Origin of the sequence: Micromonospora sp. NPDC047074, from assembly GCF_040643815.1 — a bacterium.
Taxonomy (GTDB): domain Bacteria; phylum Actinomycetota; class Actinomycetes; order Mycobacteriales; family Micromonosporaceae; genus Micromonospora.
In genome coordinates this window covers 213,467-229,787 of the sequence record NZ_JBEYVB010000007.1, presented here as the reverse complement: position 1 = coordinate 229,787, position 16,321 = coordinate 213,467, and the positions used below count along the sequence as shown (strand labels likewise).

Sequence of the window (16,321 nt, the reverse complement as noted above, 5' to 3'; positions counted from 1 at the left end):
GAGCGGCGTAGCCCCGTCGGCCGAGATGTCAACCGGTCGGCCGTCCGGCCAGATACACGGGCAGCGAGCGGAGCCCGTTCATGATGAAGGTGCCGGGTGGCTCCAGTTCGGCCGGCGGGACCGCGAGGGTCAGGTCCGGAAACCGCTCGAAGAGCGCCGGCAGCGCCACCGACGCCTCCAGTCGGGCCAGCGAGGCGCCGATGCAGAAGTGCGCCCCGTAGCCGAACGACAGGTGGTCCTTGTCCGGCCGGTTGAGGTCGAACGTCTCTGCGCTCGCGCCGTATCGCGCAGGATCGCGACCGGCGGCGGCGAGGCACATCAGGATCGGGCTCCCCTTGCCGATCGTGACGCCGTCCAGCTCGATGTCCTCGGCCGCGAAGCGCAGCGGGAGTTGGGCGATCGGTGCCTCCGCACGCAACGTCTCCTCGATCACGTCGGACCAGGACGTCCTGCCCGTCGCCACCAGCTCGCGCTGGTCCGGATGGGTGAGCAGGGCGACGACGGCCTTGGTCAGCAGGTTCATCACCGTCTCGGAGCCGGCGCCGAGAACGTTGAACAGCGAACCGACGAGTTCGGATTCGCTGAGCAGTCCCTGCTGGTCGTGGGCCCGCACCAGTCGGCTGGTCATGTCGTCGGCCGGGGCCGCCCGCTTGGCCGCGACCAACTCCCGCAGCGCCACCTGCCAGTGCGCCACGTTGGTCGCGGCCTGTTCGGGCGGCAGGGTGGTGTCGACGGCGAGTTCAAGGCCGCGCAGCACCTCCGGACGGGCCTCCTCCGGCACCCCGAACAACTCGCAGATCATCTGCGCCGGCAGCGGTGCGGCGTAGTTCGCGCGGAGGTCGACCGGCTGGTCCGCGGGATGTCCGGCGAGCCCGTCCAGCAGGTCGCCGACGATGCGCTCGACGAGCGGGCGCTGCGCCTCGATCCGGCGCGGGCCGAAGTCCGGTGCGACCAGTCCGCGCAGGCGACGGTGGTCGTCACCGTCGACCAGGGTCATGCTGTCCATCTTGACCCAACTGATCAGCGGCCAGTCGTCACCGATCTCGCCGTCGATGAACGCCGGCCAGTACCGGCGGGGATCCTTGACCACCCGTGGATCGGCGAACAGCCGTTTGACCAGCGCGTAGCTGGTGATCGACCAGGCCGGCACCCCGCCGGGCAGCTCGACCCGGACCGCGGGGCCGAGTTCGCGTAGCCGTGCCGCCTCGGTCAGGATGTCGCCCCCGGTGCGGTCGATGACGTAGGGGCAGCGGTCGCTTTCCATGGCTCGTCTCCCGGAATCATGAGGGGGTCGCGGCGGGGGTCGCCGCCGTCCTCCGCGCTGAGGGCCGCCGGCCCAGTACCCGCGCCACCATGCCGGGCCGCAGGAGCGCCTGCGGCCCGTCGATCAGGCCGGCCACCCGCAGGAAGGACTCCGCCACCGCCGGATCGTCCGCCGCCGCGCGATGCACCCGGGCCAGGTACGCGCTCGCCAACCGGATTCTCGGGGTCCGTGTACCGGCGACTCCCGGGTACGCCAGGTCGCCGAGGACGTTGGCGTCCCAGGCGGCCCGGACGGTCGGGGCGACGTCGGCGAAGAACTCGACGGGGCGGGGTTCGGCACCGCGGCGCAGGTGGTCGCGGAGCACCAGCGCCTCGACGGCGGTGATCGTGTTGCCCTGTGCGTAGACCGGGTTGGGGCTGGCCATCGCGTCCCCCAGCACCAGCAGGCCGTCGGGGAACCGGGCCAGCTTCTCGTAGTGCCGCCACCGGCTCGCCGGAAACTGGTACGCCCGGATCTCGTCCAGTGGCTCGGCGATCCGCAGCGCGTCGTGGATCTCCGGCACCGGCACTGTCCGCGCGTACGCGAGGAAGCCGTCCGGGTCCGTCGGCGCCTGGTCGCCGAGGTGGGCGTTGAGCGACAGGACGTACCGTTCGCCTCCGTCCGGCAGGGCCCGCTCCCGGGCGAACACGGCACCGCGTGGGTGGCTCGGCGTCTGCGCGACGATGTACGCCAGGTCCGTGCCGAGCACGCCCAGCGGCAGCCGGTAGTGCCGGGTGGTGTAGCTGAGCCGGATCTTTATCCGCTCCTCCGCCGGAGGCTGGTAGCCCAGCTCCGCCAACCAGACCGGCAGCCGCGAGCCCCGGCCGGTCGCATCCACGACGATTTCGGCGGGGAGCACCTCCGACCGCCCGTCGCGCTGGTGGCGAATCCGGGCACCGGTCACCCGGCGGCGATCCGGCGTGGTGACCAACTCCTGCACGTCGCAGCCTTCTTGAAAGGTCACGTTGGGCAGTGCCCGGACGCGTTCGCGGACGCGTTGCTCCAGCGCGGTCCGGGGTAGTGCGAGGCAGACCAGTCCGGTCCGCATCTTCGGCAGCCGCCGGCCGTTGATCACCCAGCGCAGGTCGGCTCCCACGTCGCCGGTCGGCACCCCGGCCGCCCGGGACTCCTCGGTGATGCCGGGGAACAGCTCCTCGATGGCGCGCTGCCCGCGGGCGAGCAGCGCGTGCGCGTGGAACGCCTGGGGGGTGGCACGCCGGGTCCCGGTCACGCCGCGCAGGCGGTCCCGGTCCACGATGACGACCTCTCGGTACGCCTCGGCGAGGACGCGACCGGCGAAGAGTCCGGCGATGCTGCCCCCCAGGACCACGGCGCGTTCACCGAGGTGGACGCCGTCCACCGGCGGATTCACCTCGGCCCGTCCGGCAGGGGGATCGGGCGCTGGACCGGCGTGTTCCCGTACCCGGTGATGGTCCACTCGCCGTCCTGTTTGACGAACACCCAGATGCCGCGGATCGCGTGCTCGACCGGGACCTCGGCCGCGCCCGGCGGGTAGGCGCCGCCCTGGGAGAGGAGCAGCAGAACGTCGTCCCGGATGTACCGCAGCTCCAGCGGTGCGCCGAGGACGTTGGTCCCCTTCCACTTGCCGTCGAAGGCCTCCGCCATCCAGGCGCGGATGGCCGGACGCCCCTTCAGATGGGCGCCGGGCAGCACGATCGAGGCGTCCTCGCTGTAGACCGTGGCCAATGTGTCGGCGTCGTTGTCGTGCCACGCCAGGGTGATGCGCGCGACGATGTCGCGTACCGCTTTTTCGTCTTCCGGACGGACGGGGGTGACGGCGTTGGTCATTGCGCTTTCCCTTCGGTGGATCAACGGCGGAAGTGTGCGCACCGGAGGGGCTCAGCGGCCGCCGGTACCTCAGAATCGTCGTGCCGGGCCGAACAGCCACGCATCTCCTGGTGTGCGGCTGGTGCGCAACCACGAAGACGCGACGCCGGCCGCAGCTCGCGACAATCGGTCGACGAAATGGTCCGCACCGCCCGAGGGAGGCCCGAATTGTTTGGTTTGGACGGTAAGAGCGCCGTGGTCACCGGCGCGTCACGGGGCATCGGCCGGGCCATCGCGCTCGGCCTGGCCAGGGCCGGGGCGAACGTGGCGGTACTGGCCCGCGGCACATCCGCGCTGGCCGAGGTGGCGAAGGAGATCGAGTCGTCCGGGCGCAGGGCCCTTGTGCTCACCTGCGACATCGACCGGCCGGACGAGATCGACCAGGCGGTAGCCGCAGCCCGGGACGAGTTCGGCGGCATCGACGTCGTGGTCAACAACGCCGGCGGTTTCAGCCACGTCGGACCGTTCCTCGAGATGACGCCGGAGGACTGGACGCAGATGATGCGCACCAATCTGGATTCGGTCGCGCACATGTGCCGGGCGGTGGGCGGACACATGACCGGAGTGGGACGGGGATCGGTCATCAACGTCGCCTCGGTAGGCGGTTACAACGGAGTCCCCATGCTTTCGCCGTACGCGGTGGCGAAGGCCGGAGTCATCTCGCTGAGCCGAACCCTCGCAGTGGAATGGGCGGCCCGTGGAGTGCGGGTCAACGTGATCGCGCCGGGCTGGACGCGGACCCAGTTGACCAGCAGCTTCGCCGGGAACCCGGAACTGGCCGAGGGGTTGATCCGCAGCGTGCCGATGGGTCGGTGGGGTGAACCGGACGACCTCGTCGGCGCGGCGGTCTACCTGGCCAGCGACGCGTCCCGGATGGTCACCGGCGCCTGCCTGACGGTGGACGGCGGGGTGACCGCGTACGACACCGGTCCCGCGATGATCGACATGTTGGACGTCGGCCGGGTGCCGATCTAGGCCCCCAGGCAGGCTCGCGGAGCGGCGGGCGGGGCGGCCGTACGTGTGGTCCTCGCCCGCGAGCTCGACCTGAGGCACCGCGCCCGAGCTCAACGCGGTCATCGACCGCCGGAACCGCTGGCGGCCGAGCGGACCGCCGTACCGAGCAGGTCCAGCCACGGCTGCGGTGGACACCGTCCGGTCCCAGGTCCCACTCCCGGGCCAGCCGGTCGGCACCCCTGCCACAGTCCAGCCAGACGAAGTCCTGGGTCTGCGGCCCACCCCCTGATGTCGCTGACGAACAAGTTCGACAGCGTCGCCACGACCCGTTCGCCCGGCCAGCGCCTCGGCGAAGGGACGAGGCACTAGGCTCTGCCGCTGTGTCCGACCGCACCAGCACGACCCCTCCCAGCACCGCCGTACGCCCGCCGGTGCTGCGCCCCGGCGACACGGTGATGCTGGTGTCGCCCTCCGGGCCGACCCGGCCGGAGCGGGTGGCCCGGGGCATCGAGCTGCTCACCGGTTGGGGGCTGCGCCCGGTGCTGGCGCCCAACGCGTACGCCCGGCAGGGCTACCTCGCCGGCGCGGACGAGCTGCGCGCCGCCGACCTGAACACGGCGTTCGCCGATCCCGAGGTGCGCGGGGTGATCTGCACCCGGGGCGGCTACGGCGCCCAGCGGATCGTCGACGCGATCGACATGGCCGCCGTACGCCGGGATCCGAAGGTGGTCGCCGGGTTCTCCGACATCACGGCGTTGCAGTTCGCGCTCTGGCGGGGCGCCCGGTTGGCCGGCGTGCACGGCCCGGGGGCGGCCTGGCTGGACGAGCGGACGCCGCTGCGCTCGGCCGAGTCGCTGCACGCCGCCCTGATGACCACCGAGCCGGTGACGCTGAGCGCCGTCGCCGAGGAGGAGACCTTCGGAGTACGCGTGCCCGGCCGGGCCACCGGCCCGCTGCTGGGCGGCAACCTCTGCCTGATCGTGGCGTCGCTGGGCACCCCGGACATGCCGGACCTGACCGGGGCGATCCTCCTCGTCGAGGACGTGCAGGAGCCGCCCTACAAGGTGGACCGGATGCTCACCCAGCTCCGCCGCGCCGGGGTGCTGGACGGGCTGGCCGGAGTGGCGGTGGGACAGTTCACCGACTGCGCGGACGGCTGGTCGGTGGGCGTCGCCGACGTGCTGACCGAGCGGCTCGGCGACCTCGGCGTCCCCGTCCTCGGCGGCCTCCCGATCGGCCACGGCGTGGGCCAGCTCACCGTCCCGATCGGCACCGAGGCGACCCTGGACACCCAAGCCGGCACCCTGACGACCACCCCCGCCGTCCACTAACCCCCACCCCCTCTCCCGCCCGCCCCACCCCCGTTGATCATGACGTTGACAGCGCGGATTCCGGCATTTCGCACCGCCAACCTCATGATCAACGAGAACGGCGGGGCCGGGCAGGCGGGAGGGGTGAGAGGGGTGGGAGGGTGGGGTTTAGGGGGTCAGGTGGGCCAGGGGGCCTGTTTCCAGGGCGGCCCAGACCGTGTTGTCCGGGGCGACCGTGAGGCCATGGGGTTCCGAGGCCGGGGTGGGGAGGTCATGGGTCTCGATCACCCCGTCCGGCGTGACGTGGCCGATCCGGTTGCCACCCCACTCGGTGTACCAGCAGCCACCCGCCGGGTCGGCGACGATCGCGTGCGGCCGGGCCTGCCGGTCCGGCAACGGGAACTCCGCGATCAGCCCGTCCGGGGTGATCCGGCCGAGCTGGCCGGCGCCGATCTCGACGAACCAGAGCGCGCCGTCGGTGCCGGCGGTGATGCCCACCGGGGCGGCGCCCGCGGTCGGCAGGGGGTGCACGGTCACCTCGCCCGCCATGTCGATCCGGCCGACCGCGTTCGCCTGGTTGAGCGTGAACCAGACGGCCTCGTCCGGGCCGGCCGCGACCATCGAGGCGAAGCCGCCGGTCACCGGCAGCGGGAACGTCGTCACCTCCCCGCCGGTCGTGACCCGGCCGATCGTGTCGGAGCTCATCCCCGCGTACCAGAGGGCGCCGTCGGGACCGGCGGCGATGCCGCAGGGGCCGGTACCGGGCGCGAGCGCGACGGCGCTCTGCACCCCGTCGGTGGTGATCCGGCCGATCCGGTCGTCGCCGGAGCGGGTGAACCAGAGGGCGCCGTCGGGGCCCGAGGTGATGATCAACGGGCGGCTGCCGGCCGCCACCGGCCAGGTGCGCGGGTCGCCGTCCGCACCCATTCGGGCGATCTCGCCCGCGTGGACCAGCGTCAGCCAGAGCGCGCCGTCGGGACCGACCGTGATGGCGTACGGGCCGGCGCCCGCCCCGGTCAACGGGACCTCCCGGATCTTCGCGGACATCGTCACGAGGGTCACCTTTCGTCGCCTGCTCCGCCCCGGCGGGGCCCGCCGACCGACGATCATCACCGCCCGCGCGCGCCGGAGCAACCGATTTGTCCGGCGTGCCGGCCCGGATTGACAGCTCGCTGACAGGTTCGCCACGGCCGACCTCCAGCCCGGGTCGTCACTGTCGGTGAGGTCATCGCACCATCCACCGACGAGCTGGAGGACGACATGTCCCGCACCATGACGAAGAAGCACCTGCTGGCCGGCCTGGCCGCGGCCGGCGTACTCGGCGTGGGGATCGCGGTCCCGACCGTCGCGCTCGCCGCGGACGGCGCCACCCCGACGCCGAGCGCCAGCGCGAGCGAGGGCGGGGCCGACGAGCGGCAGCAGCAGCGGACCGACCGGCAGGCGGAGTTCGCCGAGAAGCTGGCCGGGGAGCTGGGCGTCCCCGCCGACAAGGTGACGGCAGCGCTGGAGAAGCTGCGCGAGGAGCACAAGCCGGCCGACCGGCCCGAGCGGGGCGAGAAGGGCGGGCCGGGCAAGCGCGGCGAGCGGGGTGACGCCGCCGACCGGCAGGCCGCGTTCAAGGAACGCCTGGCGAAGGCCGTCGAGGACGGCAAGCTCACCCAGGAGCAGGCCGACGCGATCACCGCAGCCGCCGAGGCGGGCGTCTTCCCCGGCCCGGGCGGTCGGGGCGGGCACGGCGGACCGGCCGGCCCGGCTGACAAGTGACGGCTGGCTGACCAGTCCCGTTCCGCCGGTGTGGCGGTGCCACGGTCGTGGACACCGCCACACCGGCGGGCGGGATCGTCAGCCGGTCACGCGCCGGCGGGCGGCGGGGCGAAGACGCCGAAGTGGTTGCCGTCCGGGTCGAGCAGGTGGGCGTGGGTGAGCCCGTTGTCGTTCTCCTTGCGCGGCACCAGCACCTTGCCGCCGGCCGCCTCCGCCCGCCGGCAGGCCTCCGCCACGTCGGCCACCTGCACGTAGAAGATGGCATAGTTCGGGCTCGTCCCGCCGGTCCCCCGGACCGCCCCGCCGATCCCCGCGCCGGCACCCCCCTCGGTCGTCCGGTAGGACGCCTCCGCGCTGCCCTCCTCGGTGAAACTCCAGCCGAACAGGTCGCCGTAGAACCGCTGGGCCTCGTCCGGCCGCTCGGTGCCGATCTCGAACCAGGTCACGGCGTTGTCGATGCTCATGTGGGGCCTCCCGTTCGCCGCGCCGGCCAGTCGGCCGGCGTCGTCAGGAGCCAGCCTCGGCCTCGCCCGCGACACCGTCCTGTCGGTGTTTCCCGGGCGGTTCAGCGAAATTCCGTACCATCGGGCGGAGCCGTGGCCGCCGGAGATCCGTCCATAGAAGACACGCACCGTGCGTGCTGCCCCCGCCTCAGACCAGACTGAGCCGGCGGACCCGTTCCCGGGGAATGTCGATGTCGTCGGCGGCCAGCTCGCGCTCCGGCGCCCGCTCGGCCAGCACGGTGACCGACGTGATCCGGTCGGTGCGGAAGGCCCGGATGCCGTCACGCAGCCGGCACCAGCCCAGCAGGTACCAGTGCCGGGGGTTGCCGAGGTAGCCCAGCGGCTCCACGTCGCGCAGCGAGCCGGCGCCCGCGCGGTCGGCGTAGCGGATGCGCAGCACACGTCGCGCGCGCACCGCGTCGGCCACGGCGGCCGGGACGGGCGTCACCGGCCCGTCGCCGATCAGGTGCACCCGGGTGGCGAGCCGGTGCGCCTCGGCGGCGTCGGCGGCGGGCATCACGGAGATCAGCTTGCGCAGGGCGGTGCCGGCCGCGGCGGCGAACGGCGTCCCGCGCATCCGGTGCAACGCCACCGCCATGGCGACCGCCTCGACGGGGGTGAGGTTGACCGGCGGCAGGGTGCGCGCCCGGTCGAGCGCGTAGCCGCCGGTGCGGCCCGGCTCGGCCCAGATCGGCACCCCCGACTCCTGGAGGGCGCCGATGTCGCGCTCGATGGTGCGGGTGCTCACCTCGAAGCGGCCGGCGAGCCAGCGGGCGCTGCGCGGCCGTGGGGACACGGCGCGCAGCTCCTCGACCAGGGCGTAGAGACGGTCCGTCCGGTTCACCCCCGCACGCTACGACGGGGGTACGACGGGACAGGTCAGGCGATGCAGGCGCAGACGATCAGCGCCGCGCCGAAGTGCGTCGCGGCGCTGACCCGGGCCGCCGGGTGCGGCTCGTCCGAGCAGATGATCTCACCGAGCTTGCCCGGGGTGAGCAGGTCCAGCACGAAGAACGCCAGCGCCATGATGCCCAGCCCGAGCAGCCCGAAGACGACCGTCGAGGCGAGCCCCTTGGCGAAGTCGCTGTAGCTGGTCAGGATCGCGGTGAACACGATCCCGGCGATGCCGAGCTGGTTGGCGGCGAGCAGCAACGCGGCGTTGCCGTTGCGCCGCACCCAGATCAACTCCCGCAGCTTTCCGGGAGTCAGCACGTCGACCAGCCCGAACCCTGCCGCCATCAGGGCCACCCCGACGACCCCGAACACGACGCTCTGCCAGGCTCCGCTGAGCAGATCCTCCAGCACCGACTGCCTCCCGAACTCAGCGCCCGGCGGGGGTGCCGGCGCGGTGACCGAGACGATAGCGGCACCGCGCCAGCACGGCAGCCCTCGCCCTACAGCGACAGGTAGCGCTGCCGCTCATAGGGGGTGACCTCGCGGCGGTACTGCTCCCACTCGGCGCGCTTGTTGCGCAGGAAGAAGTCGAAGACGTGCTCGCCGAGAACCTCGGCGACCAGCTCGGAGCCGGCCATCACGTCGATCGCCTCGGCCAGGTTCTCCGGCAGCGGCTCGTAGCCCATCGCGCGCCGCTCGGCGCTGGTCAGCGACCAGACGTCGTCCTCGGCGCCCGGTGGCAGCTCGTAGCCCTCCTCGATGCCCTTCATCCCGGCGCCGAGCATCACGGCGAAGGCCAGGTAGGGGTTGGCCGCCGAGTCCGGCGAGCGGACCTCCACCCGGGCCGAGTTCGGCTTGCCGTAGGCCGGGACCCGGACCAGCGCGGACCGGTTGAGGTGACCCCAGCAGACGTACGCCGGGCTCTCGGTGACCCGGTCCGGCAGCGCCTGCGGGAAGAGCCGCTTGTAGGAGTTGACCCACTGGTTGGTGACGGCCGTGTATTCCCGGGCGTGCACCAGCAGCCCGGCGATGAACGCCCGGGCGACCTTGGACAGCTTCATCGGGTCGCCGGCGTCGTGGAACGCGTTGCGCTCGCCCTCGAACAGCGACAGGTGGGTGTGCATGCCGCTGCCGGGCTGGTCGGTGAACGGCTTCGGCATGAAGGTGGCCTGCACGCCGGTGGAGAGCGCCACCTCCTTGACCACGTGCCGGAAGGTCATGATGTTGTCGGCGGTGGTCAGCGCGTCGGCGTAGCGCAGGTCGATCTCCTGCTGGCCGGGGGCCACCTCGTGGTGGCTGAACTCCACCGAGATGCCGATCCGTTCCAGGGCCAGGACGGCCTGCCGCCGGAAGTCGCGGGCCACCGCGTGGGTGGTGTGCTCGAAGTAGCCGCCGGTGTCGACCGGAGTCGGCACCGAGCCGTCCATCGGGCCGTTCTCCAGCAGGAAGAACTCGATCTCCGGGTGGGTGTAGAAGGTGAAGCCCTTCTCGGCGGCCCGGGACAGCGCCCGGCGCAGCACGTGCCGGGGGTCGGCCCAGGAGGGACCGCCGTCGGGGAGCAGGATGTCGCAGAACATCCGGGCGCTCTCGCCGCTGACCCCGCCCTCGAACGGGAAGACCTGGAAGGTCGTCGGGTCGGGCATGGCGACCATGTCCGACTCGAAGACCCGGGCGAAGCCCTCGATCGCCGAGCCGTCGAACCCGATGCCCTCCTCGAAGGCGGACTCCAGCTCGGCGGGGGCCACCGACACGCTCTTGAGCGTGCCCAGCACGTCGGTGAACCACAGCCGGACGAACCGGATGTCCCGCTCTTCCAGCGTACGGAGGACAAACTCCTGCTGACGGTCCACTTCCACCCCTCGCGACACGGTTGCTCGCCTTGCGACCGGGGCCACCCCGGCCTGACCGACCAGTTTCCACCGGCCTCGTTACGCCGACGTTACTTGACCGCCTGGCGGGCGTCCCGCCGTGTCCCGTGGCTCGTGCCGTCTCGCCCCGCCCGCCGTGTCGGTCCCGGGCGGCTGGGGCAAGATGAGGACATGCCCACCCTGCGCCTCGCCCTGTGCCAGGTCAACCCGACCGTCGGCGACCTCGCCGGCAACGCCGGCCTGGTCCGTGACTGGACCCGCCGGGCTGCCGACGCCGGCGCCCAGATCGTCGCGTTCCCGGAGATGATGCTCACCGGCTATCCGGTCGAGGACCTGGTCTTCCGCCGGTCCTTCGTCGCCGCGTCGAAGGCCGGGCTGGAACGCCTCGCCGCCGATCTCGCCGCCGACGGGCTGGGCGCGGTGCCGGTGCTGGTCGGCTACCTCGACGCCGACGGCCCGCCGCAGGTCAGCGGCGACGCGCAGCCCGGTCGCGGCGCCCGCAACGCGGCCGCCCTGCTGCACCAGGGTGGAATCGTCGCCACCTACTTCAAGCACCACCTGCCCAACTACGGCGTCTTCGACGAGGACCGCTACTTCGTCCCCGGCGACACGCTGACCGTCGTCCGCGTCGGCGGGGTGGACGTCGCGCTGACCATCTGCGAGGACCTGTGGCAGGCCGGCGGCCCGTTCGCCGCCGCCCGGCAGGCCGGGGTCGGCCTGGTCCTGACCATCAACGGCTCGCCGTACGAGCTGAACAAGGACGACGTCCGGCTGCCGCTGGTCCGCCGCCGGGCCGCCGAGGCCGGGGCGACCGTGGCGTACGTCAACATGGTCGGCGGCCAGGACGAGCTGGTCTTCGAGGGCGACTCGATGGTCGTGGGCGCCGACGGCGCGCTGCTGGCCCGGGCCCCGCAGTTCGTCGAGCACCTGCTGGTGCACGACGTGGAACTGCCGGCGGCCGGACGACCGGCCGGCGGCGGTGAGGTGCTGGCGGACGAGCTGCGGGTGGTCCGCGCCGAGGCCGGCGACATCCCGCCGCCGCCCGGCGGTCCCGCCGCCACGGGCGGCACCATCGCACCCGTGGCCGACGAGGCCGAGGTGTGGCAGGCGCTCGTGCTCGGCCTGCGCGACTACGTCAACAAGAACCGGTTCCCCTCGGTGGTGCTCGGCCTCTCCGGCGGCATCGACTCGGCGGTGGTGGCCGCGCTGGCCGTCGACGCGCTCGGGTCCGACCGGGTGGTCGGTGTCTCCCTGCCCAGCCAGCACTCGTCAGAGCACAGCCGGGAGGACGCGGCCGACCTGGCCAAGCGCACCGGGCTGGACTACCGGGTCGAGCCGATCCAGCCGATGGTGGACACCTTCCTGGCGAACATGTCGCTCTCCGGGGTCTCCGTGGAGAACCTCCAGGCGCGGGTACGCGGCGTGATCCTGATGGCGCTGTCGAACCAGGAGGGGCACCTGGTGCTGACCACCGGCAACAAGAGCGAGCTGGCGGTCGGCTACTCCACCCTCTACGGCGACTCGGTCGGCGGCTTCAACCCGGTCAAGGACGTCTGGAAGACGCTGATCTGGCGGCTGGCGAAGTGGCGCAACGCCGACGCCACCCGCCGCGGCGAGACCCCGCCCATCCCGGAGAACTCGATCGGCAAGCCGCCGAGCGCCGAGCTGAGCCCGGGCCAGCTCGACAGCGACACGCTGCCCGACTACGACGTGCTCGACCCGGTCCTGATCGGCTACGTCGACGGCGACCTGGGCCGGGACGGGCTGGTCGAGTCCGGCCATGACCCGGCCGTCGTCGACCGGGTGCTGCGGATGGTGGATACCGCCGAGTACAAGCGACGCCAGTCCGCGCCGGGCACGAAGATCTCGATGAAGGCGTTCGGGCGGGACCGGCGGCTGCCGATCACGAACCGGTGGCGCGAGGACGGTTGAGCCGGGGCCGCTCCCGGGCCGGCGCCGGCCCGGGAGTGACATCCTGCACTGCGCTCTGCCGCCGCCCGGTCGTCGGGTGCGACGATCGCGGTGACCCGGGGACCGCGTACGCGGCCTCGAGGAAGGAGAGAGTCATGGTGGAGTCCACCCCGTCCGAGGTGACCGCCCTCTACGGCGGCCCGGCCACCCGGCGGATCCGCACCCGCGACCTGCTCGCCGCCAAGGAGCGCGGCGAGCGGTGGCCGATGCTGACCTCGTACGACCAGTACACCGCCTCGATCTTCGACCAGGCCGGCATCCCGGTGCTGCTGGTCGGCGACTCGGCGGCGAACAACGTCTTCGGCTACGAGACGACGGTGCCGGTGACCACCGAGGAACTGCTCCCGCTGGTCCGCGCGGTGGTCCGGGCGACCCGGCACACGCTTGTCGTCGGCGACCTGCCGTTCGGCTCCTACGAGGAGGGTCCGGCGCAGGCGCTGCGTACCGCCGTGCGGTTCATGAAGGAGGGCGGCTGCCACGCGGTGAAGCTGGAGGGCGGCCGGCGCTGCGCGGCGCAGATCGCCGCCATCACCGGCGCCGGCATCCCGGTGATGGCGCACATCGGTTTCACCCCGCAGAGCGAGCACGCCATCGGCGGCTACCGGGTCCAGGGCCGGGGTGACGCGGCCGACGACGTGCTCGCCGACGCCCGTGCCGTGGCCGAGGCGGGAGCCTTCGCCGTGGTACTGGAGATGGTGCCCGGCGAGGTGGCCAAGCGGATCACGGCGGAGCTGCCGATCCCGACCGTGGGCATCGGCGCCGGCGCCGACACCGACGCCCAGGTGCTGGTCTGGCAGGACATGGCCGGTCTGCGCACCGGGCAGGCGCCGCGCTTCGTGAAGCGGTACGCCGACCTGGCGGGCGCCCTGACCGACGCGACCCGGCGGTTCGCCGACGAGGTCCGGGGCGGCGACTTCCCCGCCGCGGAGCACACCTTCTGAGCGCCACGGGGGTGGTGCGGCTCGGCGGGCCGCGCCACCCCGGTCAGACCACGCAGAACTCGTTGCCCTCCGGTTCGGCGAGCTGCACCGAGTAGTGGCCGCTCCCCGGGGCGTCCATCGTGCCCAGCACCCGCGCCCCCAGCCGCGCCAACCGGGCCGCCTCCGTGTGAACCGGGCCGCCTCCGCGTGAACCGGGCCGCCTCCGCGTCGACCCGCGAGCGGCGCTTCGCGATCGGCCGCCGCCGACCGTCAGGTCGATGTGCAGCCGATTCTTGATCGACTTCGACTCGGGCATCGGCTGGAACCAGATCCGCGGCCCCGCACCGGTCGGGTCCTCCAGCCGGTCGAGGCAGTCACCCTCGCCGAGGTCGTCCGGTGGGACGCCGTTCGCCAGGTACCAGTCGCGCCAGGTCCGTGCCCGTCCGGGGGCGGCTGGCGCCGGTAACGCAGCGCCCCGTCGCCCGCCGCCCGTCGCCCGTCGCCCGTCGCCCGTCGCCGGTCGCCGGTCGCCGGTCGCCGATCTTGGCACCGTACGGCCCCTCCAGGGGCCGTTTCCTACCAAGATCTCAAGTGGGGCGGGGCGGCCAGGCAGGGCGGGGCGGCCAGGCAGGGCGGGGCGGCCAGGCGGGCCGGGGCGGTCAGGCGGGCGGGAGGAGCAGGCGGGCGGGACAACCGGGGTGGGTGAGGGCTGTCAGAGGTCGGTGACGCGGATGCCGGCGTGCGCCTTGTAGCGCTTGTTGATGGCGATCAGGTTGGCGGTGAACGCCTCGATCTGGTGGGCGTTGCGCAGCCGGCCGGCGTAGATGCCGCGCATGCCGGGAATCCGGGCGGCGAGCGCGGCGACCACCCCGACCAACTCCCGGTCCTCGGTGCAGATCAGCACGTCGAGGTCGATCCGCTCGACCTCCGGGTCGGCGAGCAGCGGCGCGCTGACGTGGTTGAACGCGGCGCAGACCCGGGAGTCGGGCAGCAGCCCGGCGGCCTGCTGGACGGCGCTGCCCTCCGCCACCGGGAGCGCGTACGGGCCCTGCTTGTCGAAGCCGAGCGGGTTGACACAGTCGACGACGATCTTGCCGGCGAGCGGCTCGGCGAGCGCGGCGACGGTGGCGGCGTGCCCGTCCCACGGCACCGCGATGACGACCACGTCACTGTCGCGGGCCACCTCCTCGTTGCCGGCACCGGTGACCCGGGCCCCGGCGGGTACGCCGGGCAGGGCGGCGATCTCCTCGGCGGACTGCGCGGCCCGCTCGGCGTTGCGGGACCCGATCAGCACGGTCTGGCCGGCCCGGGCGAACCGGTAGGCGAGGCCCCGCCCCTGGTCGCCGGTGCCGCCGATGATCCCAACGGTCAGCCCGGAAACGTCGGGCAGCGTGCTCGCGTCGTAAGCCATGCCGTCATCCTCGCAAACCGGCGGCGCCCGCAGCAGCGGCGGGAGCTGTGACAATCCCCGCTGCCCGGCCGGGAGGCCGGCCGCGACGCCGCACCTGCCGGTCGGCCGCGACGTCGCGCTTCCGGCGTGCGGCGGGTCAGGACCGTTCGAAGGCCACCGCCCGGGCGGCCGGGTCGGCGGTGACCAGCCGGACCCGGACCCGTTCCCCGAGCGGCAGCTCACCGAGGCACCGGGCGCGCACCGGCGGGTCGTCGAGCGCCACGGTCCCGCCCGGCCGGCGCCCCGGGCGGGCCCGGCCGTCCGGGGGCGTGTCGACGTCGAGCACCGCCGCGTCGAAGACCTCCCCCACCCGGTGCTGGAGCAGCACCGCCTCGGTCAGCTCGATCGCCCCCCGGGTGGCCGCCGAGGCGGTCCGGTCGGTGCCGGCCATCACCTCCGGCAGCCGGGGCAGCGCCGCGCGGGCCCAGTCGGGCACCGGCCGGCCCTCGTGCAGGGCCAGGCAGACCTCGGTGGCGTACCGGTCGGCCAGTCGCCGCAACGGCGCGGTGACATGGGCGTACGCGGCCGCGACCCCGCCGTGCTCCCGCTGCTCGGGCAACGCGCCGTCGAAGGCCGTGTACGCGGCGCCCCGCATCAGCTCGGCGGCCTGGTCGACGAAGGCCGCAGCGCGGGGCCGCGACGGGTCCAGGCCGGCGATCACCTCGCCCGGGCTCGCCCCGTCCGGCCAGTGCACGCCCAGCGGTGCGGCGGCGGCCCGCAGCCGCGCCACCGCCTCGGGCTTCGGCGCCGGCATCGTACGCAGCAGGCCGATCCGCCCGGCCAGCATGATGTCGGCGGCGGCCATCCCCGTCAGCAGGGAGATCTGGGCGTTGTGCTCCTCCATCGGCACCGGCCCGCGCAGCACCAGCCGCCAGCCGTCGCCGTCGGCCTCCACGTCCTGCTCCGGCAGCGGCAGGTTGATCGCGCCCCGGCGCAGGCCACGGGCGGTGAGCAGGGCCCCGATCTCGGGCAACAGGGCGATCGGGTCGGGCAGCCGGTTGGCCCCGGCGGCGGTCTGGACGCCGACGTAGTCCAGCTTGGCCCGGCTGCGGACCAGCGCGCGTTCCAGCGTGACGCCGGCGGTCTCGCCGTCGGGGTCCAGGTCGATCGTCCACACCACGGCGGCCCGGTCCACGTCCGGCAGGAGGCTCGCCGCGCCCTCGCTGAGCGTCTCGGGGTGCAGCGGCACGGTGCCGTCGGGCAGGTAGACGGTCTGTCCCCGCCGCCAGGTCTCCTCCTCCAGCGCCCCGCCGGGCCGGACGTGCGCGGCGACGTCCGCGATCGCGTACGACACCCGGTAGCCGCCGCCGGCGCGACGGGCGAGGTGCATCGCCTGGTCGAGGTCGCGCGAGCCGGCGGGGTCGACGGTGACGAACGGGACATCGGTGCGGTCGGCGGCCGGCCGGGGCGGCGTGGACGCCGCCTCGTCGGCCTCGCGCTGCGCCGCGGCCGGGAAGCTCTCGGGCAGTCCCAGCTCGCGGCGCAGCGCACCGAAGTCGATACGGGGCGCGAGTACGCGTCGGATCACCACAGGGT

Annotated in this window: 16 protein-coding genes and 1 pseudogene; 5 read left to right on the top strand and 12 right to left on the bottom strand. The window is 73.5% G+C overall.

Going from position 1 to position 16,321, the window contains the following annotated elements:
• Positions 1 to 28 precede the first annotated feature (28 nt).
• Genes ABZ809_RS13815 through ABZ809_RS13805 form a run of 3 tightly spaced genes read right to left on the bottom strand, consistent with a single transcriptional unit; the run spans position 29 to position 3,112 of the window.
• Positions 29 to 1,264, bottom strand: a complete 1,236-nt coding sequence (locus tag ABZ809_RS13815; RefSeq protein WP_357562799.1) for a cytochrome P450 — start codon at positions 1,262 to 1,264, stop codon at positions 29 to 31.
• A gap of 16 nt (positions 1,265 to 1,280) precedes the next feature.
• Positions 1,281 to 2,663 (bottom strand): FAD-dependent oxidoreductase, encoded by a 1,383-nt coding sequence (locus tag ABZ809_RS13810; protein ID WP_357562798.1) that lies wholly within the window; start codon positions 2,661 to 2,663, stop codon positions 1,281 to 1,283.
• 8 nt (positions 2,664 to 2,671) lie between these two features.
• Positions 2,672 to 3,112: an SgcJ/EcaC family oxidoreductase gene (locus tag ABZ809_RS13805; RefSeq protein ID WP_357562797.1), complete on the bottom strand. Its 441-nt coding sequence runs from the start codon at positions 3,110 to 3,112 to the stop codon at positions 2,672 to 2,674.
• 207 nt (positions 3,113 to 3,319) lie between these two features.
• On the opposite strand from ABZ809_RS13805, the gene ABZ809_RS13800 reads away from it, so the two are divergent.
• On the top strand, positions 3,320 to 4,126 hold the full coding sequence (locus ABZ809_RS13800) for a glucose 1-dehydrogenase (protein ID WP_357562796.1): 807 nt from the start codon (positions 3,320 to 3,322) through the stop codon (positions 4,124 to 4,126).
• Between the two features lie 3 nt (positions 4,127 to 4,129).
• Here ABZ809_RS13800 and ABZ809_RS13795 read toward each other — a convergent pair.
• Positions 4,130 to 4,385: pseudogene (locus tag ABZ809_RS13795) on the bottom strand (hypothetical protein); the annotation flags it as partial.
• 175 nt (positions 4,386 to 4,560) lie between these two features.
• On the opposite strand from ABZ809_RS13795, the gene ABZ809_RS13790 reads away from it, so the two are divergent.
• Positions 4,561 to 5,436 (top strand): LD-carboxypeptidase, encoded by an 876-nt coding sequence (locus ABZ809_RS13790; protein WP_357562841.1) that lies wholly within the window; start codon positions 4,561 to 4,563, stop codon positions 5,434 to 5,436.
• Between the two features lie 147 nt (positions 5,437 to 5,583).
• Here ABZ809_RS13790 and ABZ809_RS13785 read toward each other — a convergent pair whose 3' ends face one another.
• A complete protein-coding gene (locus ABZ809_RS13785; protein WP_357562840.1) occupies positions 5,584 to 6,462 on the bottom strand; it encodes a virginiamycin B lyase in 879 nt (292 codons plus the stop codon).
• 213 nt (positions 6,463 to 6,675) lie between these two features.
• On the opposite strand from ABZ809_RS13785, the gene ABZ809_RS13780 reads away from it, so the two are divergent.
• Positions 6,676 to 7,179: a hypothetical protein gene (locus tag ABZ809_RS13780; RefSeq protein ID WP_357562795.1), complete on the top strand. Its 504-nt coding sequence runs from the start codon at positions 6,676 to 6,678 to the stop codon at positions 7,177 to 7,179.
• A gap of 86 nt (positions 7,180 to 7,265) precedes the next feature.
• On the opposite strand, the gene ABZ809_RS13775 is transcribed toward ABZ809_RS13780, so the two are convergent.
• From ABZ809_RS13775 to glnA, 4 genes are all read right to left on the bottom strand, one after another.
• Entirely contained in the window at positions 7,266 to 7,643 is a 378-nt protein-coding gene (locus tag ABZ809_RS13775; RefSeq protein ID WP_357562794.1) for a VOC family protein, read from the bottom strand.
• 187 nt (positions 7,644 to 7,830) lie between these two features.
• Complete coding sequence (locus ABZ809_RS13770; RefSeq protein ID WP_357562793.1) at positions 7,831 to 8,526, bottom strand: WYL domain-containing protein; 696 nt, start codon at positions 8,524 to 8,526, stop codon at positions 7,831 to 7,833.
• A 35-nt stretch (positions 8,527 to 8,561) separates the two neighbouring features.
• Positions 8,562 to 8,987 carry a DUF350 domain-containing protein gene (locus tag ABZ809_RS13765; protein WP_357562792.1) on the bottom strand — a complete coding sequence of 142 codons (426 nt, stop codon included), beginning with the start codon at positions 8,985 to 8,987 and terminating at the stop codon, positions 8,562 to 8,564.
• 89 nt (positions 8,988 to 9,076) lie between these two features.
• Positions 9,077 to 10,426 (bottom strand): type I glutamate--ammonia ligase, encoded by a 1,350-nt coding sequence (gene glnA, locus ABZ809_RS13760; protein WP_357562791.1) that lies wholly within the window; start codon positions 10,424 to 10,426, stop codon positions 9,077 to 9,079.
• Positions 10,427 to 10,615: 189 nt separating this feature from the next.
• On the opposite strand from glnA, the gene ABZ809_RS13755 reads away from it, so the two are divergent.
• Both ABZ809_RS13755 and panB read left to right on the top strand, forming a co-directional pair.
• Entirely contained in the window at positions 10,616 to 12,376 is a 1,761-nt protein-coding gene (locus tag ABZ809_RS13755) for an NAD+ synthase (protein WP_357562790.1), read from the top strand.
• A gap of 134 nt (positions 12,377 to 12,510) precedes the next feature.
• Positions 12,511 to 13,356 carry a 3-methyl-2-oxobutanoate hydroxymethyltransferase gene (gene panB / locus ABZ809_RS13750; RefSeq protein WP_357562789.1) on the top strand — a complete coding sequence of 282 codons (846 nt, stop codon included), beginning with the start codon at positions 12,511 to 12,513 and terminating at the stop codon, positions 13,354 to 13,356.
• A gap of 43 nt (positions 13,357 to 13,399) precedes the next feature.
• On the opposite strand, the gene ABZ809_RS13745 is transcribed toward panB, so the two are convergent.
• From ABZ809_RS13745 to ABZ809_RS13735, 3 genes are all read right to left on the bottom strand, one after another.
• Positions 13,400 to 13,651: a VOC family protein gene (locus ABZ809_RS13745; protein WP_357562839.1), complete on the bottom strand. Its 252-nt coding sequence runs from the start codon at positions 13,649 to 13,651 to the stop codon at positions 13,400 to 13,402.
• A gap of 396 nt (positions 13,652 to 14,047) precedes the next feature.
• The gene (gene npdG, locus ABZ809_RS13740; protein ID WP_357562788.1) at positions 14,048 to 14,746 is read right to left on the bottom strand and encodes an NADPH-dependent F420 reductase; all 699 of its coding nucleotides are present in this window, start codon (positions 14,744 to 14,746) and stop codon (positions 14,048 to 14,050) included.
• A 136-nt stretch (positions 14,747 to 14,882) separates the two neighbouring features.
• Entirely contained in the window at positions 14,883 to 16,316 is a 1,434-nt protein-coding gene (locus ABZ809_RS13735) for an RNB domain-containing ribonuclease (RefSeq protein WP_357562787.1), read from the bottom strand.
• Positions 16,317 to 16,321: the final 5 nt, after the last annotated feature.